Consider the following 26,027-nt stretch of genomic DNA (forward strand, 5'->3'; position numbering starts at 1 on the left):
ATGAGCATCCAGGTCTCACCCGAGGTCAACGCGATGATCTTCATCCTCACCGGGGAGAGGCTCATGGACGCGGACGAGGACCTCGCGTACGAGAGCCGTCGGCCCTACTCCGGCCTGGGCCGCAAGCTGGACAGGCTGTCCTCGCTGATCGACAAGTCGGTCCACGACATCGGCGAGTCCATGCCGGACGACCTCGCCAAGTCGTACGGCAAAGCGATGGGGATGCTCGTCGACGACGGCGGGAAGAACTACCTGCGCGACTTCGCCGACCAGCTCGAAAAGATCGCCGAGGGCCGGCGCAAGACCTCCATGGACATCATGGAGTCCAAGTGGCAGATCATCGCCGAGATCATCCGGCTGCTCATCGAGATCGCCATCTATCTCGCGCTGTCCTTCTTCACCGGAGGCGCCTCGGCCAGCCAGATCATGCTGGCCAAGATGCGCAGCCGCTTCCTCATCCTCACCACGCTCAGCCACCTGCTCCAGCGGCTGCACCTGGCGCCCTCGCTGACCGAGGCGTTCGCCGAGGCGTTCACGACGTTCGCGGTGCGGCTGGCGATGATGAACTTCGCCCCGGACGGCCGCCGCCCCGACGGCATCGACTGGAGCGACATCGGCAAGGCCGCCGCGTTCGGTGCCGCGGCGGGCTTCCTGACCAGCGTCTTCGACAGCTTCGCGAGAAGCATCGTCAAGAGCTTCGACAGCAACTTCCTGAAGAACAGCCCGGACGTCGGCTTCAAGAACAATCCCAACCTGAAGAACAACCCGAAGCTCGACGTCGACAGCCTCTCCCCGAACCCCAAGCCGAATCCGGACCCCGCCCCGAAGCCCGACCGCGACAGCCTCATCAACGGCCGCCCCGACCCCACCCCGCACGGGAACGGCCCGAACCCTCCGGGCAACGTGCCGGTCACCTTCCGGAACAACCCGCTCTCCTTCCGGAACAACACCGAGCTGTGGCGGAACAACCAGCTCCTGCGCAACAACGCGGACCGGCCGGGTGCGCTGGCCGGGCACTACGGGATCAAGGGGACGGCCGACTTCCTCGCCGCCGGCGCCGGCGAGGCACTCGCGGAGATCCTGATCAAGGGCGCCTTCGACGGCGACTGGTCCACCAGCTGGTCCACCTTCGTCGGCGCGGGCATCAGCAGCCAGGTCGAGGCCACGCTCGGCGACACCGCCGTGAACAGCGCCGCCGAACTGCGCCACGTCATCGACAAGCTGCGCCACCAGCCGCCGACGGTCTCCGGCGGCGACATCGGCTCGGACAGCTCGTCGTCTTCCGGTGACGCAGGGGCGGACCGTGCCGACGGTCCCTCGCGTACGGACACGTCGGGCGGCGGCGGCCCCGCCCTCGGCTCACCGCCGCCGGGCACCCCGCAGACCGTCGGGCAGGGGCAGGGGCAGGGGCAGGGGGATGTGGGTGGCACGCAGTCGCCCCCGCCGTACGTCGCGGAGAACCCGCCGCCGTACATGTCCCAGAACCCACCGCCGTACTCCGCGGGCACCCTGCCCGCGAGCGCCGTCGAGAACGAACTGTGGCAGCAGGTCCACCACGGCTCCGCCGAAGTACGTGACCAGGCGCTGCGTGATCTCGCCGCCGTGCGCGGCGCCCAGCCGCCCGGCAGCGTCGAGATCGGTGTCCGCGACAGCCTGCACGGCAACTTGTCGCAGCTGCCCGAGGTCCGGGTCGTCCCCGCCGGGAACAGTCCGGCCGCCCAGGTGGACACGGACGAGGTACGCCGCGCCCTCGACGGGTTCGGCACCCAGGTCACGGTGGACCCTCCGATCACGGTGGGCGCCGCCCCCGGCGCGGGGGGCGACCCGGCGACGGTGGACACCGCGGCACCGGTGAACAGCCCGACCACGGTGGGCACTCCGGGCACCTCCGGCAACAGCCCCGCCCCGGCCCCGGGCGGCTCCTCCGTACCCCCGGCCGGGAACGACGCCGACCCGGTGCCGGGCCACGGCTCGGACGTACGGTCGGACGACGCGGCGGGCGGGCAGCAGGGTGCCGCGCCCGGTACATCCCCGGAGAACGTTGCCGTGGACGTACCGGCGAACCCGGCTGTCACGTCGCCGGGGAGCGACGTCCAGGGGGCCGGGCAGAACAACGCCCAAGGGTCTGCGGAGGAGCCGGCCGGGCAGGACGACGACCGTACGGTCACGGCGCCGGACCAGGGCAACGGCGCTCCCGTCGCCCCGGGCGGCCTTGCCAACTCCGCCGCTCCTGGCACGGGCAGCGGTGCACGGCCGGGTGGTGTTCCCGCCACCGGAGGTACCACGGCGCCCACCGCCCCACCCCCCCAGGGCACCCGCACCCCGGACGGCACAGCCCCGGCGGACGGTTCACCGACCGGGACGGACGGCTCCTCGCAGACCGCACCCTCCCCGGAGGCCGTCGACCCGGCAGGGACCGACGTCACGCCGGACTCCGTGGAAAGCGGCGTCCCGGCCGTCGACCCCGCCACCGTTACGGCCCCTGCCGTCGACCCCGGCACCGCTCCGCCGAAGGTGGGCACCGTCGGCTCGTTCGCCGACAGCGGCGACGTACGCGATGTCAGCGGTCCAGCCGACGTGAAGCCGGACCTCGCTCGCGCCGGGAACCCCGGGTCCACCCAGGCGCCACCCCTGACGATCGTGGTGTCGGAGGTGCCGCCACCGGGGGAGGGGTCGCCGGAGGCGGCCGAACTCCTGGACGGTGCCGGGACCGACCGGGCCGTCGTACTCGGGCCGGCGGTCGCCCCGGACGGGGCCGGGCGTCCCGTACGCGCCGCGGTCGAGCTGACCCGCGAGGGGCCGGGCGCCCCGGTCCAGGTCCGCCCGCTCACGGGCCCGACGCCGGCAGGGACGGCTGACGGCACCACGGACACCGCGTTCCCCGGCGCGGACGTGCTGCTGCCGTTGGCCGACGCACTCGGCCCGATGCCCCGTCCCGTCACCGAGAGCGCCCCCACGACCGACGCCCCGGCCACACCTCCGCCGACGGTGCTCCCGGAGAAGGCGACATCCGCACACGGTGGCGGAGTCACCCCGGACTTCGCGGCCGTCACCGCGACGGACAAGCTCGCCACCCTGTCGCGCCCCTGGGCCGAGACGGCCACCGAGCTGCACCTGGAGTCGGACAAGGGCGAAAGAGGCGGCGACGGGACCGGCGGACAGGTCACCGGCCTCGGCGCCGGACAGGGCACCGGGCACGACGTACCCCCGCCCGCGCCGACCACGTCGGAATCCTCACCCCCGGCACCGCCCGTGGCACTTGCCCCGGCGGCCCGGATCGTCGTACGCCCTGCGGACAGCGGCGCCACCGGCGGCAGCGACGGGTCGCGGCGGCCGGAGGACGAGCCGGCCGTCGTCACCCTGGACGGCCTCACGGTTCCGCTCAGCCAACTGCGGCGCCTGGTACCGGACGCCCCGGTGCAGCCCGCACCGGGGCGTGCCGTCCGGATGCTGACCATTTCGCAGAGCCCGGCCGAGGACGGTACGTCACGCGACGCGGGGCGCCGTGGGCTGCTCGGCCAGGACACCTTCCGCGGTGTACGCACGGTGTCCGCCCCCGCCTCCCCTTCCGCCCGCCTGCGGGAGGACTCCGCCGTGGGCGCGGAATCGGCGCCGGCCTCCCCCCGTACGGTCTTCACCGGTCCGCCGGCCCCGCTCCCGGGCGCGGGCACCGAGCAGGGCGCCGACTACTTCGTGGGGCACGGCACTCCCCGCACCGTCACGCTCGGCACCGACGACTCGGCGCGGCCCAGCGTGAAGGTCAGCGGTGTGCAGCTCGGTGAAGTGCTCAAGTCCTGGGCGGAGGACGGCGATCAGGACCGGCCGCTGGTGCTGTTCTCCTGCGAGACGGGACAGCAGCCCCGGATCGCGGGCCTGCCGGTCGCGCAGCACGTGGCGAACCGGACAGGGCGGACGGTGTACGCGCCGACCAGCGAGGTGGGCACGGCCCGCAACCGGGACGGTGAGGTCCGGGCGGTGCTCACCGAAGGCGCGGACGGGCCCGGGCGCTGGCGGCTGTTCACCCCCGAGCCCAGCGGCGAACTCCTGGACCGGGCGGCGCGCGATGCCGGACTGCACGCGGGCCCGGGCCCGGCCGACGCGTTCGCCCGCGCCCGCACCCTCCAACAGATCCGCACGCTGCGCGACGCACTCGGCCCGGACGCCGAACAGCAGCCCGGGAACGCGGAGTTGCTCGCCGGGCTGGCGTACGTGGACGGTCTGCGCTGGCTGAGCGCGGACAGCGCGGCCCGCTACGGTGACGGCCGCATGACCCCGGACCTGCTGCGCCGCATGGTGACCGACTGGCACACCGCCACCGGTGCCACGACCGCAGGCACACCGACCGGTCCCGCCGCCGATCCCACCCCCGAGCAGTACACCGCGTTCCTGCGCGCGGCGGCCGGGTTGCGGGCCGGTGCCGGCCCCGGGACCACGCTGGACGAGCTGCTGCCCCCGCCGACGCCCGAGCTGCCCTTGACCACATCTGTCTCGCAGGAGGACGTGCGCGGACTCTCGTACTCGCCGTCGGCGCAGATCGCCTGGGCGCTGTCGAGCACACCGCTGCTGCTCTCCGACCTGGCCCTCGGCCCCGAGGACACCGTCGAGTTGGCGCGTCGTCTGAGCGACCCGGCGCACACGAGCGCCGTCGACGAGGAACGGCCGACACCCCCTCCGCCCAGGACGGGTGAGGTGAATTCGTATGCGGCGCGTCATGAGTACGGGATTCCGGAGAAGAATTTCAAGGGATTCCGTGATCTGGCGCGGGCGAAGAATGTGGTCATCGATGTGCGTCCGACGAATCCTCTGGCTCCGAAGTGGCTTGATGCGGGGGCGTTGGCGAAGCCGCAGGACATAAAGGCCAAGACGGTGAACGAGGTCGATGTTCTTCTGGGGGCTGATCCGGGGAATATTGGGTTGGTCGGTTATTTCAAGCCGGTGATGCCTGGGGTCGGGGTTGTTCCGGAGGGTGCTTCGGACAGGGTTCTGTCGCGTTTCAATCAGCGTTTGACGGAGTATCACGAGCTGGCCGGGAAGATGGCGGCTTTCGAGGCGGAGAACCGGTTCGTCGTCGAGGGTGGTGTGGTCTTCGGGGTGGGGGAGGACGGTGGTCGGCGTCCGATCACCGGTGATCATGATTTGTTCGATGTGTCGACGCCGGACGGTACGCGGATCACGCATCCGGCGCATGATGCGCTGATCGAGGAGATGCGGGCGAAGGACATCGCTGTGATGCACGGCGCGCACATGTTCTGGAATCCGCCCACCGCCTTCGACAAATCCATTTTCGACAAGATCGTGGGTTCCCATCAGGGCCCTGCGGGTGAGCCGCTGCTCCGTTTCACCCCCGGCAGCGACCACGCCCAACTCACCTGGCCCAAGCCGCTCAGGACGGGTGAGGTGAATTCGTATGCGGCGCGTCATGAGTACGGGATTCCGGAGAAGAATTTCAAGGGATTCCGTGATCTGGCGCGGGCGAAGAATGTGGTCATCGATGTGCGTCCGACGAATCCTCTGGCTCCGAAGTGGCTTGATGCGGGGGCGTTGGCGAAGCCGCAGGACATCAAGGCCAAGACGGTGAACGAGGTCGATGTTCTTCTGGGGGCTGATCCGGGGAATATTGGGTTGGTCGGTTATTTCAAGCCGGTGATGCCTGGGGTCGGGGTTGTTCCGGAGGGTGCTTCGGACAGGGTTCTGTCGCGTTTCAATCAGCGTTTGACGGAGTATCACGAGCTGGCCGGGAAGATGGCGGCTTTCGAGGCGGAGAACCGGTTCGTCGTCGAGGGTGGTGTGGTCTTCGGGGTGGGGGAGGACGGTGGTCGGCGTCCGATCACCGGTGATCATGATTTGTTCGATGTGTCGACGCCGGACGGTACGCGGATCACGCATCCGGCGCATGATGCGCTGATCGAGGAGATGCGGGCGAAGGACATCGCTGTGATGCACGGCGCGCACATGTTCTGGAATCCGCCCACCGCCTTCGACAAATCCATTTTCGACAAGATCGTGGGTTCCCATCAGGGCCCTGCGGGTGAGCCGCTGCTCCGTTTCACCCCCGGCAGCGACCACGCCCAACTCACCTATGCCGGACCGGACAAGCCGACGCCCGGCCTGTCTCCGAACACACCGGTCTCGCAGGAGGACGTGCGCGGACTCTCCTACGCGCCGTCGGCGGAGGCCGCCTGGGCGCTGTCGAGCGCACCGCTGCCGCTGTCCGAACTGGCCCTCGGCCCCGAGGACACCGCCGAACTGGTCCGCCGCAGGCCCGACCTGGTGTCCGCGACCGGCCGGCCGGAGAGCCTCGCCGAGAGCCTGAACGTCTTCAGCAAGGGCACCGTGACGACGCCGACGACGCCCGACCCGGCGGACCTCGTCCGGGCCGACAACCTCGTCTTCCGCCGGGTGGACGCCCGTCCCGACGGGAACTGCCTCTTCCGGGCGGTGCTCGACAGCGCGCGCGGCAGGGACGTACCGCCCGCCTGGGCCGCACGGAACATCGCCGGGCTGCGCGGTCTGGTGCGCGACCGTGTCAACGGCAGCGAGCTGGGCGCCGTCGCCGACACCGTCGTACCGGACCCGGTGTTCACCGTGGTGGACGACCTGCGGATACGCGCCCTTGCCGGGGTCCATGACGCGGACGAGCAGCGCAGGATCACCGAGGAGTGGAACCGCGTCGCACAGGCGGTCATCACCGACGGCGACCCCGGCCGATGGCAGCGGATCCTCGCCGACAGCGGCTATCCGCAGCTCGCCCAGGTGGCGCCCACACCCGCCGACGCGCGGCGGCTCGGCGGGCGCGGCCTGCTCGCCGCCGCCGCGGAGCACACCGGACTCTGGTCGTCTCCCTTCGCGGACCTGCTCCCGGACGCGCTCGCACAGACCCTCGACCTCGACCTGCGCCTCGTACGGCCCGACCCGCTGGGGGCGGGCGCGCTCCTCGTCACCGAGCTGCGCCCGGGCGGCCCCGGTGGCACCCTGCACCTGGCGTACAACGGGACCGACCACTACGACGCCCTGGTTCCCACCGCTGAACCGGATCCGGAGCCGCCCACGGTGACGCCGGACATCCAGGAGCCGGAGGGTTCCGACCCGTTCGGGGAGTGGCTGCGCAGCATGGGCGGGATCACCGACCTCGGCAGCCCCGGCTCCGAGACCCCCGACCCGGGCGACCCCGTACCGCTGGAGACCCAGCTCGACCGGTACCGCCCGACGCGGCTGCTGACCGGCGAGGACGCCCCGCCGCCGGGCACGGCCCCACGCACCGTCACCTTCGAGGACGGCAGCCGGCTGCCCACCGTCCTGATCAGCCCGGGCGCCGATCCGCACGACGGGAGCCCGGGCGCTCGCCCGGACGGAGCCCCGCAGTCCCCGCCGACCGGGCTCCTCACCGGCCTAGGGACCCTCACCCTGCGCTCGCCCGAGCAGGTGGCCCAGGAGATCCTCGGCAAGCTGCCGAAGAAGCTTCGCGCCCAGTTCGACGAGGCGGAACTGCTGCGCCTGCTGACCGAGCAGCCCGGCGCCTTCACCGCCCCGCGCGGCGCCCGTTTCGTGGGCCGGGAGAAGTCCGGGGTCGGCCATGAGATGACGGTCGAGGCCGTCCCGTACCACCGCTGGGAGCGTTTCTCCGATGTGAACGGCGGTACCGTCCGGGTGGACACCATGCGGCGCGGCCAGGCCGGCACGGGCGGCGGACGCAGCGTCGGTTTCGGGCGCCGGATCGCCGGCGCGCTGAGCATGGGCCCGCCGCTCAGCTGGATGCTGAAGATCGGCGTCTCACTGGGCTGGACCCGCAGGACCGACTACGCCCTGGGCACCCAGGCGTACAACCAGTCCGAATACCGGGCCGTGGAAGGCTCGCACCTGCACCTGGACGACGTCCACTACCGGGTGCGGGTGGAGCGCGTCACCGAGACGCCGAGCCAGAGCGGCCAGAAGACGACCGGCCTGCCCGACTCACCCGCGCAGGGCCCGCGCTGGCAGCGCAGCCCGGTGCACACCGCGGAGTTCGCCATGCGGGACGGGCTGGCCTGGCGGCTGCCCGACGACCTCACCGTGCCGTTCAAGGGGCCACGGCGGGCGCCGGAGACCCTCACCTTCCCGGAGGGGATCGAGCCACGGATCACCGACACCACCGGCCTGCACCTGGTGGACCCGCCGGAGGACGTGGCGCTTGCCATCTCCGGTGCGCGGCCCGGCAGTTCGGCGCACCGCGCGCTGGTCTCCTATGTCCGGCCCGGGCGGCTGCTCGGCCTGTTCGGGCGGTTCGCCGGGCCGGTCAGCGGACCTGAGCTGACCCGCGGCAGCGGTCAGCACCCGCTGGGGCACCTGGTCGTGGAGCGGTCGGTTCCGCACCGGGCCACCCTGGTCACCGAGTCGGTCAAGGCGGAGTTGCGCGACCTCACCCAGACCTCGTACCAGAACCAGCGCGGCCACGTCCGCGACACCCGTCTCGGCATTCAGGTCACCGCCGGGCCGAACCACATGTTCGTGGGCGCGGAGGGGGGGACGGACGTACGCCTTCAGGGCGGCCCGATGGTCCGCGCGGACATCAGCGCGGGGCGGGGCCACTACCTCGGGAACGATGCGGCCCGCAAGACCACCGGTCGCGTCCGTAACCATCCGCTCGCGCTCTACCGGGTGGAACGCACCCTGATGGTGCGCAAGGCCGGCGAGCCGCCGTCCGCGGCCCGCCCTGTCCGGGTGGTCAGCCTGGACTGGATCTCCACCCATGACGCGCGGCGGCTCGCGGGCTGGGACAGCCGTACGCCCGGACAGACGAGCGGCCTGAACCCCGACGCCCGGCCGCCGGTGCCGTGGTACCTCACCCAGGAGGACCCGGTGCACCTGAGCGGCCAGGTCCGCGCCGAGGGTTTCCGCCCCGACCGCCCGCTGGGGCCGGTACCCGACCTGGACCTGGACCAGGACCAGCAGCAGGAGCCGGTGCAGGACCAGGACCAGGACCCGGTGCAGGACCAGCAACAGGACCCGGTGCAGGACCAGCAACAGGAGCAGGAGCAGGATCAGCAGAACCTGTCCGGGAGCCAGGAGTCGTCGCCGCAGAGCACGACGCAGCCGGACACCCAGGCTCCGACCACGGCGCAGGACACGGACCAGCAGCCTCGTACCGAGCAGAACCAGGACGGGCAACCCGCAGACGGGCAACCCGCCCCCCAGGACCCCATGCGGGCCTTCGCCGACAGCGTCCTGGACACCCTGCACCGTTCGTACCCGTCGCTGTTCGCCCCGCCGCTCATGCTGCGGCACCCGCGGCTCGCCAGGTTCTGGTACGGCGACGGGCGGCTTCGGACCGCGCTGCACAACGACCGCCAGGTACGCGAGGCGCTGAACCGGCCCACTCTGGCCCAGAGCCTGGACGACCTGACCACCACCGGTGTCCCGGTCGCCCTCACCGAGGAGGGCAGGGCGACCCGCGGCCACCACATCCTGACCCTCCGGGCGCGGCTCACCGACCGGCGGTTCGAGACCACCCTGAGCGAACGCTCGCTGCGCAACGCGGTGATCGGCACCGAGGTCTCCGGCCAGGGGCAGCAGGCGGCCACCACCCTCTCCGGCGGGCTGGAGGTGGGGGCCTCACCGCGTGACCACGAGAAGGTGACCGAGGCCAAGCTGCCGCGCAAGACCGGCAACGTGGCCCTCGGCGCCCGCTACGCGAGGACGACGCAGAAGGCCACCCGGAGCACGGTCGCTGTCGCCCATGACCATCTGACGTTCCAGAACGGCGCAGACCTCTACAGCTACCAGGTGGAGCTGGGCGCTTCCTTCGAGGGGCACCGCCGCCCGCGCGGCTGGGCCCGGCTCCTCACGGTGGGCCTGCTGGGTGCGGGCTTCTTCGTCAGCAGGGTCCAGGAGCGTCCGCTGTTCAGCCGGGGCAGCGAGACCGTGGGACGGGTGGAGCTGGCCGTGCCGTCCGCGCACGGCTCCGACCGCTACGCCCCCGCCGACCCGCCCGTCGGCGGCACGGCACCCGCGCCCACGCCCGTGCCGCAGCGCCGCTCCGCCCTCGAGGCGGACCAGCTCCTCGACGGCACCCGCCCGCTGCCCACGGCGGACTCGGACGACCGGCAGCTCGTCCGGCGGCTGCTGAGCGCCCCGCACGTGGTGCTCAGCGCCGAGGGCGGGCCGCAGCGCCAACAGCTGATGCAGGACACCGCCGACCGCGCCTCCGGCACCTCCTGGCACGTCAGCGCGCCCGGTGCCCCGGTGCGCACCGCTTTGCGCCGGGCGATGGCGAACCTGAGCGTTGCCGGGCAACTCGGCCAGTACCTCGGCCCGTTCGGCTCCCGCGTCACCGGGCTGAACGGCGCCGGCCCGTTCCGGACCCACTACCTGAAGGCCGCGGTCCGCGGCGAACTGCACAACGTACGGGTCAAGAGCGACCCCAAGCCGGCCAGCTTCGAGGCCACCATCGGCAACGAGCACCGCATCATGGGCAACACGACCAAGGCCTCACGCGTCACCCTCGGTGTCCAGGGCGGCTACATGCCGCTCCACCAGCGCGAGGGCCACCAGCCGGTCGTCGGCACCTACGCGACCGCCATCCAGTACGCCTGGGGCAAGGGCAGCAGCGTCTCGGACACCCTCACCTCGGGGCGCACCACCACCCTCACCTTCGCCGGGCGGATGTACCTGGTGGTCGCCGACGTCGCGGAGACCATCGCGGTGCGCGACCGCTGGACGGCCATGATGGGTGCGGTGGGCACCCGCGCCGGGGCCGGCGTCAGCTCCGTGGCCGGGCGGATGTCCGCGCGACTCGCGCGCGGCCTCGCCCCGCGAAGGGCCGCCGCCGCGCTCCAGCGCATCCAGGACGCGGTGATGTTCCACCTGCCGATGCAGGATGCCATCGAGGCCGGGCTCGCCCCGGACGGTCTGGGCACCACCACGCCGCGCAACCTCGGCGGCGGCTACCGGGTGCCCGCCTTCCTGCGCCGACGCCGCTTCCCCACACACCCCAGTGGTCAGCTCGACGCCAGTCACGCGGCGCGGCTGCTGATGGGGAAGCTGGAGAAGATCGGCGTGCCCTCGCACGACCGGGAACAGGTCCTCCAGCGCCTCTCCCCGGACTTCCTCCGCGCCAACCTGCACGAGCTGACGACCGACGGGATGACCCTGCCGGTCCGCTACCGGGCCTGGACCAGCCCGCACCACCTGCCGGTGGGCGGCAGCCCCGGACAGGTCCGGTTCAAGCTGACCCCGGTCACCACCACGGTGGCCGGGCTGCGCACCGGCTACGAACTGGAGGACTACCGCAACACCGCACGCGACAAGGCCGACGACACCTCGCAGGACCGCGGCGGAGACGTGACCCTCAGTGTCGCCGAGCGCGAGACAAAGCCCGACGGCACCTCGCAGGACCGCGGCGGAGACGTGACAAAGCACGGCGCCCTCCTCGCCAACCCCTCCGTCCAGGGCACCACGGGCCAGCAGCGGTCGAGCGTCCGGACCGTGGCCGCCGGCAGCACCTCGATGCCGAACATCGCCACCACCCAGGCGCACGCCGAGATCGTCACCAGTTACACCCTCACCGTCACCATGACGGACGCGACCGGCGAACGGCTCTCCCCGCGGGCCGTCGCCCCGGTCGGCAGCCTCAACGAGATCTTTCCCGCCGGCCTGCTCACCCCGGACGGCGACGGTGCCGAGGGTGCGCTCACCGAGCAGGAGGTGCCGGAACCGGAGCGCGCCGTGCGGCTGCTGACCGCCGCCCAGGCACGCCCGGAGGGCATCTCCGCCTGGCGCACCTCCGCCGCCGCCGACGGCGCCGACCCGGACGTCCTGCCCTTCGACGACCGGATCGGATCCGGCATCCTCGCCGTGGACATCCGCGGTGCGGCCAATGTGCAGGACGCCCTGACCCTCGCCACCGCGCGTGCCGACGGCGTCGGGGACGGCGACCTCGGCAAGCGGCACACCGGCGACATCCTCGACGAACGGGTGCGCAAGGCCCGTCTCACCCCGCTCACCGGCCTCGGCACCGTCCCGGCCCAGGCCCAGCAGGAGGCCACCGCGCAGACGGGCCTGACCGCAGGCTTCCGCGAGGCGCTCGGCGCCGGCGGCTCGCCGCTGCCCGCCCAGGCCTCCGCCCACCTCTTCGGCCAGTTCCACACCGCCGACTCCCGCCTCTACGCGAAGATGCACCGCCGCGGCGCCCAGCTGCTCGCCGTGGAGAACAAGCCGCGCATGGAGGCGATGCAGCGGCAGAAGACCTCCGACGCGCTGGATGCCGGCACCACCGACAGCATGGAGGGCGCGGTGGGCGTCGCCCCGGTGTTCGACTCCAGTAAGGCGGGCACCGTCATTCCGGGTGCCGCGGTCCCGATCGGCGGAGCGACCGACGGCACCGCGCTCAAGGGCACCGCGGACACCACTCTCGGCACCCACCTCAAGGTCCTCACCGACCGCAGCATGCTCTTCGCACTGCCGGTGAGCTGGCTGTCGGTGGCCGAGGTGGACCACCGGATGACCGACAACCGCGTGCTGCACGCGCTCGGCAAGGCCAAGCGCGGCCCGCGCGCCGCCGAGGCCGAGACCACCGCCCTGGTCTGGCTGCGTGAGGACATCGCCCGCGACTACGGCCTCCTGGACGACACCACGTTCCCTGAGGAGGTCCGCGCCGCCTGGGACGACCTGGCCAAGGCGGCGGGCGACCTCGCCACCGCCGAGAAGGGCTACTACGACGCCCGGGCACGGGCCCGGGAGACGTGGCTCGACCTGAGCGCCGAGGAACAGACTGCATTCGACGGCGGCCATACCGACCGGCCGACCGTCCTGCCGCGTTCCGTGGCCCAGTCCCCGGCCGTCGGCGCCTGGCAGGCCGCCCGCGAGGAGGTCCGCCGCTGGCAGGAGCGCCTCGACGCCACCGCCGCGGACCATCACCGGCTGAACCTCGCCGCCTCCCGCCTCACCGCCCACCATCAGGGTTCGGCCTTGGTCCCCGTACCGGACCGGCCGCAGGAGTACACCGAGCCGGCATGGCGCTCCGAGGCGCCGGAGCCGTACGGGATCACCGACGGAACCGACTCCGCCCTCCGCACCCTCACCTCGCCGGACGGCACCACGGTGCGTGAGGTGCACGAGATGCCGCACGACGGCGCCTCGTTCTTCCACGCCCTGCTTGCCGCGGCCGAGGTCCGGGGCCGGCTGCCCCACCTGCTCGGCAGCGACCTCGCAGGCCGCTTCGCGGGCGCCCCCGGCGACCCGGAGGTCACCGCCGAGGCCATCGGCGCCGCCCGGGACCGCCTTGCCTGGGCGTTGGGCGAGGACGGCAACGAGGATCTGCTCGACGCCCTCGCCATGGACGTCGCCGACACCTTCGCGCAGGACGAACTGGATGCCGCGGGCGTGGTGCTGACCCCGGCGCAGCAGGCCGAGTTCGACGCCTTCGGCCGTCTTCCGCTGACGTTCTGGCCGACGCCGGACCAGCGGGTGGCCCTGGCGATCGCCGCCCTGTCCCGCCCGTTCGCGAGTGAGCCGAGCCCGGCCGGCGCCGGGCAACCGGACGGCGTACCGGCCCCGCCGGAGCGCAGGGCCGGCGACAACGGCGGCGCCGACCTGCTGCCCGCCCTTGCCGCGCGAGTCCTCGGGACTCCGCTGACCGTGGTGACCGGTGAGGGCCGCGATCAGCTGTTCCTCCCGCACGGCATCGATCCCGCAGCCGTGGATCCGACAACCGACCCGGTGCTGTTCTCCGCCGACGGTTTCTTCCACGCCGCCCTCCCGCCGGGGAATCCGGTCCCGGTCACCGCCGCGCTGCCGGCCCCGGTGACCGCCGGCGTCTCGGGCACGGACAGCACGCTCCCGGCGAAGCCGCCCGCCCATCGCAGCCACACCACCGCGCCCTGGCTGCCGCCCGCCGACAGCAGCCACCCGCGCTACCGCCTCGCCCGCGACGGCGTCCTCACCGCACCCGACGGCGCCACATACACCCAGGGCACACCCACCGGACGCGGCAACGGCTTCTTCGGGGCGCTCTCCACGGCCCTGAGCCAGGCGGCCGAGCAGCCCGGACGGGACGCAGGCGAGGCGACACTCCTGCGCACCCGGTCCGCAACGCGGCCCGCCACGCTGCTGCGACTCAACGGCCTGCCCGGCGACCCTGCCGAGCGCGACTCCCTGTTCGTACCACCGCCCCTCGTACCGCTCGACGGTGCACCCGCTCCGAGCACGGAAGCCCTGGAAAGCCATCTGCGCCGCCACCTTGCCGAGGCGCCCTGGGGTCCCGGGGCGGACCGGGCGGTCGCCGAGTGGGCCGCCGCCGCGACCGGAACCACCGTCACCCTGATCGAGGAGAACGGCACCGCCCACACCTATCCCGGCCCGGCCGGCGAGAACGGCCCGCACGTCCGGCTCCGCCGCCGGGGGGGCGACTTCGTCCCGCTGGTCCCGCACACTCCGGCTCCGGCAACCGGCCCGGCGACGGGGACCACCCTGAAGAAGGGGACACAGACCACTCCGAAGAAGGGGGCGCAGACCGACAAAACCGTGGAGGACGTCGTTACGACGCAGGACGCCACGACGCAGGACGTCGTTACGACGGAGGACGTCGTTACGACGGAGGACGCTGCGACGCAGGACGTTGTTCCGGCGGAGGATGTTGTTCCGGCGGAGGACGCTGCGACGCAGGACGTTGTTCCGACGGAGGACGCTGCGACGCAGGATGTCGTTCCGGCGGAGGATGTTGTTCCGGCGGAGGACGCTGCGACGCAGGACGTTGTTCCGGCGGAGGATGTTGTTTCGGCGGAGGACGCTGCGACGCAGGATGTCGTTCCGGCGGAGGATGTTGTTCCGGCGGAGGACGCTGCGACGCAGGATGTCGTTCCGGCGGAGGATGTTGTTTCGGCGGAGGACGCTGCGACGCAGGACGCCGCCGCGACGAAGGACACGCCCCCTGTCGGCACCGTTCCGCCGGTCCCGGAGCACGAGTCGACGCTCCTGGACCCGCGGCAGGAGGACCCGGCGTCCGTGCCGTTGCCTTTGTCACCGCTGCCGTCGCCGGTCGGGTCCCCACCTCCGTCGCCGGTCGTTACCCCGGTCGTGGAGCACGAGTCGCCGTCCCCGTCCCTGTCCCTGCGCCAGCAGGACCCGGCCCTCCTCCCGCTGCCCCCGTCCCCGATCGCGTCCCCGACCGACGGTGACCTGCCGGGCCTCCAGGGTGAGGAGGAGGCGTACGAGCTGACCACGCTGTCCGGCCGGCCGGGTCCCTCGCGCTCCGACGCCGAGGCTCTGGCGCAGTTCCGGTTCACCGACGACACCAGCGACTCCGACAGCGACAGCGACTCAGACTCCGACGAGGGCGACACCCACAGCACGCACGAGACATGGCTCGACCTCCTCTTCGGACCCGCCGCCCGGCACGACTACTCGCCCGAGATGCGTGTCGGCACGGCGCTGTCGCTGCGGGAACTCGCCCAGGCGGGCCCGGAGCGTTCGTCCGTGGCCACCGGCGCCCGCGACACCCTCCACGACCTGGCCAGGCGGGTCCTGAACCTCGGTCCCGACACCGCGGTGAGTGAGCGGCACCTTCTGCTCCTCGGGTCCCTGGCCCTCGGCGCGGCCCCCGCCGACCTGGCCGACGCGGGCGCCCTCGGCGCGTACCTGAGGCGGCACGACGCCGCCCTGGGCCGGGGGACCGCGCTGGTGTCGCAGGACGGCACCGTGCGGAACTGGACCGGCACCGGGGACCAGGTGCCGCCCCTCGACTCGTACGCGCTGGAGGGCGAGGACGGCCGGGTGAGCGCATGGCCCGCGCCCTGGTCGGACCCGTACGTGGTGCTCGCCCAGGAGAACGGCGACGCGGTCCTGCTGCACACGCCACGCGGCACGTTGACGATGGACGACCCCGGGGAGTTCGCCCGGCTCATCGCACGGGACCCGGCGCGGCCCGCGGACGCCGATGTCGTCCTGGCCTCCCCCCACCAGGACGCCGAGAACCTGGCGCGGCACGTCGCCGATCTGACCGGGGCCAGGGTCTGGTACTCGGAGCACGGCCCCCGCCCGACCACGGACTGGCGGACCGGCACCGAACGCATCACGCTGGGCCCCGCCGGGGACGGTGCCGGCCGGGTATGGGCTTCCGTCCGGCCGGGCCAGGACGCCGACGTGGAAGGCGACTTCGACGACCTCCTCGGCCTGTACGAACGTGCCTCCGACTCCGACTCCGACTCCGACTCCGACTCCGACTCCGACTCCCGACGCGGCGACGGGATCGCGGCACGTCGGGCGGACCCGCTGACCACGACGGACTACGGCGTCGTGGACGACAGCGGCGAAGGTGTGCTGTTCCGCAAGCCCGGCGGGATCCGGGGCAGTTGGCAGACACCGCAGGCGCTGAGGGACACCGAGGGCGCGCCCGGACTCGCCATGTCCGTACAGGAGTACAGCAGGACGCTCGTCAACGACCGGCCCGCGTTGCGGATCTCCACGGACCGCACGCTCGCGGTCGAGGACAACGCATACGGGCAGCAGGTCTTCGCCACGCCGGAAGCCGTCGCGAGCGCCTCCGTCCAGCTTGCACGGGCCGGCCTCGCGGTGCGGCTGCGGGCCGACGAGGACCTGAGCATCATCCTGCCCACGCCCGACGGCGGCAGCAGGCGGCTGTTCCGCGTCACCCCGCTCTTCCTGACCCGCTCCGGCGAATCGACGGAGGAGGTCTGCCGGGACTTCGCCGACATGCTGGCCGACGGCTCCCGTACGTCCCACATGGTCTTCCGCACCCCGGAGAGCGGCCCGGCGGTCACCGCACCGGTCAACGCCTCCGACGGGGCCGAGGTCACCGGCACCCATCACCTCGCCGACACCCTGAGCCACGTCGCGGACGGCGACATTCGGGCGGAGTCGACGGATCCGGTGTGGGCGGCCTCCGTCGTCCGGCAGGACGACCGGCCCACCGGTGGCGACGGGGGTCCGCTGCCCGGCCGCGCGTACGGCGGCGCGCTGAGCCTCCACCAGCCGGAGGACCCACGCCGAGACGCCCTGTCGGACGCCGCACGCCGCATCGGGGTCAACGAGCACGCGTGGGCCGACATCGGCGAGGGCTACGTCTTCCAGTCCGTGGCCGCAGCGGGTGCCGAGGGCCAGCCGAGCCTCGAACAGAACTTCGCCAAGCCGCAGAACGCCGCCGGCGGCTCGCACTTCGGCTACCACTTCGCCACCGTGGTCCTGGCCAGCGAGGACGGCAGCCACCAGATCTCCCTGGAGAACCACGCGCGAGCCTCGGTACGCAACCAACGGCACCGCAGAGCCGTCCGGGCGAACCTGGACACGCTCCGGCTGGACGAACTGCGGGAGAACGCGGCGCGACTGCGTCAGGAGATCGAGGGGCGGCAGGAGGCCGGGGACGACACACACCTCGCGGAGCTGCGCGGCCACCTCGACCTGACCCTGGCCATGGTCCGGGCCCACCAGGCGCGGACGGAGATGCTGGCCGCACCGGCCGGTTCACCCGAACGCGCCGCGGCCGAGCGCACGCTGGAGGGCGCGACCCGCGCCGCCGCGCTCCGCGTCGGACAGCTCGAAGCCGTCATTCCGGGCAAGCGGCAGTGGTACATGCGGATGTACGCGCAGCGTCCGGGCGAGTCCGCCCATGACACCAACGCCGAACTGCTGGGCGACAAGCCCTCCGACGAGGCCAATCCGCTCACCGCCGTCGTGCTCCGCGGCCAGCTGGCACTGCCGGTGTCCGTCTCCTTCGCCAAGGACGCCCGGCAGACGCCCGAGAGCGCGAAGCACCCCGTCCGGCATCTGGCCAGGATCGTGGCCAGAGCAGGGCTGTGGAACGCCGCGAACGGGCTGCCGCTGCCGGACGTCAGGATCAGCGGGCCGCGCAGCGCCCGCCTGCTCGGCCGGGACCTCACCAGGACACGTACCCAGGCGGTCGCCGTCTCGTTCCGGCAGGAGCTCGCCGAGGCCCTCGCGGGGTATCAGGACGGCACCCCGCAACCGCACCTCACCGCCGACCGCTTCACCGTGGAGCCGGTCGTGCTGCGTGGCCGCCGGCCCTTCACCGGCGACGCGGGCACCGCCCACGTGGACATCACCGTCGACGACCACCGGGGCGGACCCCGGCAGATCGCCACCCGGGGTCCGCGCGGGGGGCTGCCGGGCGGCTCACGCGACGACGGGCTCGACCCGGTGGCGGAACAGTGGCCGATCGGCCGCCCGGTCACCGTCATGCGGCCCCGCTACGGCGTCGACCCGGGCTCCGTCGTGTCCGTCGCCGCCGTACCCACGAGCGACGTGTCCGTGACCGGCGTACCGGCGAACCCCGGGACCGGGAAGGGCAAAGCCCCGGCCGTCGAGACCGCGGACCACGTACCGGACCACGTACCGGACCGGTGGTTCACCTACACGCGTTCCGCCGAGTCCCGCTCGGAGCCCTTCCGTTACGAGGTCGCCGACACCGGGCACATCAGGCTGCCCGGAGGGGAGGAGATCCCGCCGACCGGGTGGACGCGCTTCGGCCACGACTTCGTCCACGGGACGACGGGCGCGCTCCTGCGGGGCGACAGCGGGTGGATCGGCCGGGTGGACAACATGGACACGCTCTCGGTCGTGCTGGCGGACCTGGACCAGGACTCCGCGCCCCACCGGGTCGTGGCGGACTCCGCGGCCCTGTACCTGGTCCCGGAGGGCGACGGCGCCACCGCTCTGCGCATCCCGCTGCGGGAGGCCCCCGAGCCCCTCGCCGTCCCACAGCCCGTACCGCCTCCGCCCGCACGCCTCGACGACCGGCCCCGGTACGTCGTGCGATCGGCCTTCGACGTACGGCGTTTCACGCACGACGGTGAGATCGTCACCGACCTGACCGTGCGGCTCGCCCTCCGCCCGGGGGACGGGCAGGCCGACCCGGACGCCGTCATGGCACGGGTGCTCCAGGGCGTGGAGGAGTTCTACAACCGGCCGGGGCACAGGCTGCCCGACGGAGACAGGCTGCACGTCACCGTCGAGCAGGTCCAGCCGGACCAGGAGCCCCACCTGACGGTCGATCTCGTCGCCCGGGACCAGCGGATGAACCAGCGGGCGTGGTGGGCCGACGCCGACCCGGTGGACTTCGCGCACGAGCTCGCCCACCAGTTGTTCCTGCGGGACGAGACGCGCGACGCGAGCAACCCCGGCCGGCTCCACGCGCCCGGAAGCCTCCTCGGCCCGTTCCGCGAGCAGGCCCCCGACGGACTCGCGCAGAGCGGGCTGCGCCCCCGCCACCTCCAGCTGTGGGCCGCGGTGGCCGGAGAGATCACGCCGCACACCTCGCCGGAGGGGACGAGCTGGGCCGACGCGCGGAAGAACGCGACGGCCGAGCTCCGGGAGCCCGCCTGGGTCGACCCCGTGTCGCTCCCCGCACCCTCCCCGCAGACCGGTCCGGACGGCGCGGTGCCGCCCCCGCTGCCCCCGGGACACGCCCTGCCCGCACTGGCGGAGGCGTCCGACGAATCGGAGTCCGACCCGGACTCCGGCAACGGCGCCGACCGGCAGTCCTGGGCCGACCCGGGCTGGCTGGACGCCCTGTTCGGCCCCCGGCGCGGCAGCATTCCGCGCGCCAGGCTCCGGGAGACCTCCGAGGCGCTGTACGACCTCGTCCGGGCGGACGCGGGCAGGAACCCGACGCCGCAGGCGCTGCGCAACGGGATGATCCGCCTCACCCGGCAGGTCCTGCACATGAGGAGCGGAGCCCGGCCGGGGCCCGCGGACTTCCTGCTGCTCGGTTCGCTGGGGCTCGACGCCTCCTCGGACGACCTCGCGAGCGCCGACGTCCTCGCCCGGTACTTCATCGAGCGGCAGATCGAGACAGTGCGGGGCGCCCTGGGCGAGGGCACGCAGCTGCGCGACGACGAAGGGAACGCCGTCGGGCGAGACTTCACCGGAGCCGGAGCCGGAGCCGGAGCCGGGCTGCCCACGCTCGAGCTGGAGTCCTACGCCGTGCGCGGACGGGGCCGTGCCATCGCACGGCCCGCCCCGTGGCGGAACCCGTACCTGGTCGTGGCCGAGGCGGCCGGCCGGGCCGTCGAGATCGCCCTGCCGGGGCGGACCTTCCGGGTGGACAGCGCCGACGAACTGGCCATGCTCATCTCGTACGACGCCCGAAGGCCCCGCGGCGCGGACATCGTCCTGGCGCTCCCCCCGGAGTACGCCGCGACCGTCGCGTCCCTCGTCGCCGGGACGACGGGCCGACGCGTCTGGTACCCCGAGGCGCCGGGCGGGGTGGCCACGCGTCCGACGGCCGGCACCCGCCACCTCATGCTGGACCTGAACGACGGCGACACCGGTACGGGCTGGGCCTTTGCCGCCCCACCCGCGGACGGCGGGCTGCCCGGAGCACGCGACCCCGGCAGCGAGAGCGACACGGACACCGCGCCGTACCCGGACAGCGACGACGACCGGTCCAGCAGCGACGGGGACGCCGAGTTCGACCGGCTGGCCGACCAGGCAGTACTCGAACGGCAGATCGAAGGGCGCCGCCCCCGGCCGCTGACGACGCGCGACTACGGTGTCATCGACAAGCGAGGCACCGGTGTCCTGTTCACCCGGCCGCTGCCGCGGTCCGTCGGAGAGGTCCGGGCAGGTGACGGCCCCGACGCTCTGCTCCTGCCGCGCCAGGACCACGGGAACGTCCCCATGGCCGACCGGCCGCCGCTGCACATCTCCGAGGACCGGACGCTGGCGATCCTCGCGGCCGAGGACGGCACGACCGGGCACGGCCGGCAGGTCTACGCCACGCGCGCGGCGATCGAGCGCTCGTCGGCACGGCTGACCGCTGCCGGGGCGGGTGTCCGGCTGAAGGCCGACGGGGCGACCGGTGTGCTGCTGCCGAAGGAGGACGGTTCGTACGGTGAGCCGCTGTTCCGGGTGGAGCCGGAGTTCCTGACGGCCTCCGGTGGTTCGGAGCACGCCTTCACGCGGGACTTCGCCCAGATGGTGGCAGGCTCGGCGACCGCGCCCCTGTCCCACATCGCCTTCCGGGGCCCCGACGGCAACGTCGTCTCGACGGCACCGGTGAACGGGCTGCACGCCCGGGAGGTCACCGGAACCCACCACCTGGCCCAGGCGCTGTCCGAGGTCGCCGAGGGCACACGCCCCGCCTCCGACGTCACGCCCCGCTGGGCCGCCCGCCAGGCAGGCAGGGACAACCGCTTCACCGGCGGTGTCGTGGGCGCGCCCACACCGGGCGAGCGTTACGGCCGTGCCCTGAGCTACGAGCCGCACGACAACCCGCTGCGTACCCCGCTGGCCTCCGCCGCCCGGCGCATCGGCGTCAACGAGTACGCGTGGGCAGGGGTCGGCGAGGGCTATCTGATCCAGTCGGTCAGCACCACGAACGGCAGCGGCGCACAACTGTTCACGCACAACCACGCCAAGCCCGGCGACCGGGTGGGACCCCACGCCCCGTACCACTTCGCGCAGGTGGTGCTGGACAGCGAGGACGGCACCCACCAGATCACGCTGGAGAACGAGACCCACTCCCGGAGCGAGATCCCGGCCGAGCTCCTCGACGACGTCATCGAGGAGAACCTCGACCGCTACGGCGAGGACGAGCTCACCCGGCTGGCCGTCGGGGCCGAGCTGCGTGTCGCCGAGGCAACGCGAAACGGCGCGGACGAGGCGGAGACCGACCGCCTGCGGGACTTCGCGCGGGTGGCGAGGGCCCTGGCCGATGTGCACCAGGCCGAAGACCTGCCGTGGTACTTCGACGCGGACCGGCCCGAGCGCGCGCTGGCGCAGCGCGAGGCGGCACAGGCGCGCTCACGCGCCAGGGAACTGATCAGGGCCACCGCACCGGTGACGGCGGGCAAGGACCTGTGGTCCTTCCGGGCGTACAGCAGGCGCCCGGGGGAGTCGGCGCACGAGGTCAACGCGGCGCTGCTGTCGGAGTCCTCGCCCGCGGTGGCCAACCCGCTGACGACGGTCGTGCTGCACGGCCACGCGCCGCGTCCCTACCAGCGGACGGTCCGCTTCGAGGAGGGGGAGCGCGGCACCCCCGCCGACGCGGACGGCACGATCGACGGCCTTGCCCTGGCGCTGGCACGCGCGGGACTGTGGAACCGGGCCCACGGTCTGCCGATGCCGACGGTCACCCTCACCGGGCACGGCAACCGCTCGCAGTCCAGCGGCCGACGCAGGGCCGACGCCGTCGCCAAGGCGCTCGCGGCCAGGCTGGCCCAGGTCCTGGACACCTTCCAGACGGGCCGGGGCGGACCGCGCGTCGGCGTACGGGACTTCGGGCTCAGCAAGGCCGCCAAGCGGGTGCGCAGCGCCACCGACCCGGCCCAGGGGCGGCTGGTGACGATCGAGATCGACGATCACCGCCTGGTCCCGCAGGCGCCGTCGGGCCGCACGACGCCCGTCGAGGAACCGGCCCGGTCCGACGCGCCCGCACCCACCCGGCCGACGACCGCCGAGTCCGCCCCCACCGACGTGCCCGCCCCCACCGACGTGCCCGCCCCCACCGACGTGCCCGCCCCCACCACCGGGCGCACCAGGTCCCGGCCGCCGGGCCGTTCCGCGCAGGCGAGCCCGGAGCGCAGGAACAGCGAGGCGCCCCCGTGGGTCCTGGCACGCATCCGCTACGCCGAGGAGTCGGTCGCCTTCGACCGGCGGCTGGGCGAGTACCTGGCCGAACACGAGGCGGTGACAGCCGAGTTCAGGAAGATGGCGGGTGCCGCGTGGACGGCCGCGCGGCAGAGGCACCCGCGCGCGCTGGCGACGTTCGGCGACACCAGCAAGTTCAAGGCGGGTGTCGTCGGCACGTCCCGCGAGGCCCTCCAGCGGGTGGTGAGGAGCGGGAACCTGCGGGAGCTCGTGGCGTTCCTGTACGAGGGGATCTCCAGCGATCTCGTACCGGAGATGCTCGGCGGTGCCGAGGAGCAGCACCCGGAGATCGCCGCGGAACGGCCCGACAGACGGCAGCGGGAGACCTACGCCGAATACATGCGGCGCGCCGGGGAGATCCAGGCGTCCGACCTGACCCTCGCGGAGAAGCAGGCCGCGCTCGGGGAGCTGCCGCAGCCCGTCGCGGACCCGGCGCACCCGGACGACGCGCGTCCGCCGCTGAGCGAGGCGGAGCGCCGGCACGCGGTCGGCGAGACCGGGCTGACCTGGATGCCGGCGACGGCGGTGTACGACCTCGCGATGAGCGCCGAATTCCAGGGACTCTCCGAGGACTCCGGCGGTCTGGTGGCGACCGGCACCGCAGGATCCACGTACCGCTTCCTGCTGCACGCCGCCCGCATGCGGGAGCAGTGGGGCCTCGACCTGGACCTCGGTCTGATCCGGGCCGGGATGCTGGCCATCTCGCTGACGGTAGGTCACCACACCGTCCACGAGGTCATGCGCGGCGCCCAACTGGCGCTGAACGACGTGCCCGGCCATGACCCGGCCCTCGACTACACGGACAACTGGGGCCGGTACTGGAACATCTACCCGCTCGACGAGCAGGAGCTGCGGGAGAACGTCGCGCGGGACGGACTCTTCCCCGACGAGCACGCCCGGGCGCTGCTGGACGAGCTGGAGCCGACGCCCGCCACGGGCACCGTGACGCGTGAGGACGGCACCCGGACCGTGCTGTCGCACCGTCCGGGACCGCGCCCGATCCACACCCGGCCCGTCGCCGCCGAGCCGAACCATCCGGTCGCGCAGATGCCGAACCCTCCCGCCACGCGGATGCCGGACCTTTCGGCCGCGTACCGGGGCGCCGCCCCCAGGCCCCAGGAGGTGTCGCCCCGCGTGGCGGAGGGCCACCGCGAAGCGGTCCTCGACGTGCTGTACGGCCTGGGCGCCCTGAACGGTGTCGCCCGGGAGCGGGCCGCCGAAGGGCTGGAGAGGCTGGACCGGCTGCGGTCGGGGGACCCGGAGCTGCGGGGCGGCTTCCTGGACCTGGACGCACTGGCCCGCCGGGTGCTGCTGCTCGGCCCCTCCGACACCGTGAACGTGGCGGCGCGCGGAGCCCTGGTACGGCTGGTGACGGCCCCGTTCACCACCGGCGCCGGCACTCTGCCCGCGCTGTCCGCCCACTACCTGGCCCAACGCGGAGCGTTCCACAAGGACTTCAGGCTCACCGACACCCAGGGCCGCCCGCGCGGCTGGAACTGGCTCGGCCAGTCCCTGCCGGCCGACTTCGATCCGGGCAGCACCGGCCGGGTCTCGCGCGCCCCCGACGGGACGACCGGCCACAGCGGGCCCGAGGCCGCGCCATGGCTTCCCACGCCGGGCGGCCCCGACCCGTACCTCGTGCTGCTCGGCAGCCGTTCCGACGCGGTCGTGGTGCGGGGGCTCGGCGGGTTCGCCCGTCCCGTACGGCCCGAGGTGTTCCACGAGCTGATGGCCCTCGACCGGAATCTGACGGGCCGTCCGGGGCCGCTGCTGCTCCACGTCGCCCGGTCCACCGCCGCGTCCCTGGACCTGCCGCGCGGGCTTTCCGACCGGCTCGGCCGAGAGGTGTGGGCCACCACCGGGCGGTCCGCGATCGGACGTCTCCCCGGCCTCCCGGACCGCTCGATGGTCCTGCTGCTGGACGAGGACCGGCAGGCGCCCCGGGGCCAGTGGTTCGCCAACACGCCCGCCACGGGCCCCAACTCACCCGAAGACCCGGCGAACGGCCAGGTCAGCGCCCTCTCCATCGCCCACCACGGCCACCGGTCCACGGGCTACATCTCGATGGACCTCGCCGGTTCGGACGACGGCGGCTGGTCGCGGACGCTCACGCACGGCCGGCTGGGGACGGTCACGTCCTACACGCACCAGCGCACCGCCTACGACGCCCGGGGCGCCACCTCCCTCGTGCCCTGGGCCGAACTCAACCTGCCGGCACCGTACTTCCCCAACAACCACGGCCTGCCGGGCTCCGTCATGTGGCACACGCCCCAGGGGGAACGGAGCGAGGACGGGCCGCAGTTCGCCCGCAGGCTCGCCCGCCGCCGCAGCCTGGTCTCGCTCGCCCCCGAGCACCCCGTGGTGCTGCTCATCTGCTACGCGGCGGCGGCACCCGGCATCGGCGAGATGCACGGACTGCACATCGACGGTCCGCTGCCGTTCGTGCCCGACCCGCTCGCGGCCGTCGCGGTCGGCCAGCACACGGCCAACGAGACGGGCCGCACGGTCTTCGCGACCACCCTGATGAACGCCGCCGTCCAGCCGCGGAACGGCGACCAGGACGCCTACCTCAGCCTCCACACCGACGCGCGGGGCCGCGCCTACCCGTGGGTCATGTTCACGCCGGAACCGGCCGGGGACGCGCTGGACGGGCGGGCCCGCGACGCCGGGCTGCACCAGGGCCCCGGACCCGCCTCCGAGGCGACACGCGAGCGGACCCTGCGGCTCGTACGGGCGCTGCGCCAGATCTTCGGCCCCACGGTCGACGAGACCCCGGAACATCCGGTGCTGCTGCGCGGTATCGGCGCGCTCGACCTGATGCGCGAGGCCGATCCCCAGCTGAACCGCGACGGCGTACGCGCGTTCACCCTTGACCTGTACGAGCAGCTCCTCACCCGGTTCCACGGACTCCCGCCGGGGCCGGTCCCGCAGTTCACACCGGACGCCCACCGGAGCCTGCTGACGCAAGCGGCCCGCCTCCGGGACGCCGGCCCGGTCGGCCCCCTGACCGACCGGATCGCGCTCCCGCACCTGGTCCACCTGCTGACGGGCTCCGCCGCCATGCCCCACCGCGAGAACATCGCCCGGCAGGTGCTGGGACTCGACGCCTGGGCGCCCGTGGGTGAGGCCGAGTGGTCGCGGCTGCTGTGGGCGTCGTACAAGGTCGCGATGGCGACCGGCCACGTGGATCCGGGCACGTACGCCGCCGCGGTGCTGCACCTGCCCGCCCCCGACCCGGCGCGATTCGGCGAAGCCGTCCTCGTGGCACGGCAGGCGGCGGCCGTCGGCCGCGACCCGTGGCAGCTGGGCGAGGTGGCCGCCCATCACCTGGAGCGGCAGGGCGCGTTGGAGGCCGACCGGCTCCTGACGGACGACGACGGCGACGCCTGGGGCAGGCTGCTGGACGGCACCTCCCGCCCGCAGGGCACGTT

The 26,027-nt window shown here is 73.3% G+C and carries 1 protein-coding gene (running past one end of the window); it reads left to right on the forward strand.

Annotation, left to right across the window (positions count from 1 at the left end):
* Positions 1-26,027: the 5' portion of a lonely Cys domain-containing protein gene (locus OG524_RS28020; protein WP_405811868.1), read on the forward strand. Its footprint extends 10,006 nt past the window's final position; the window shows 26,027 of its 36,033 coding nt (coding positions 1-26,027); its start codon is at positions 1-3; its stop codon lies off the right edge, out of view.

Source organism: Streptomyces sp. NBC_01520 (assembly GCF_045040375.1).
GTDB lineage: Bacteria > Actinomycetota > Actinomycetes > Streptomycetales > Streptomycetaceae > Streptomyces.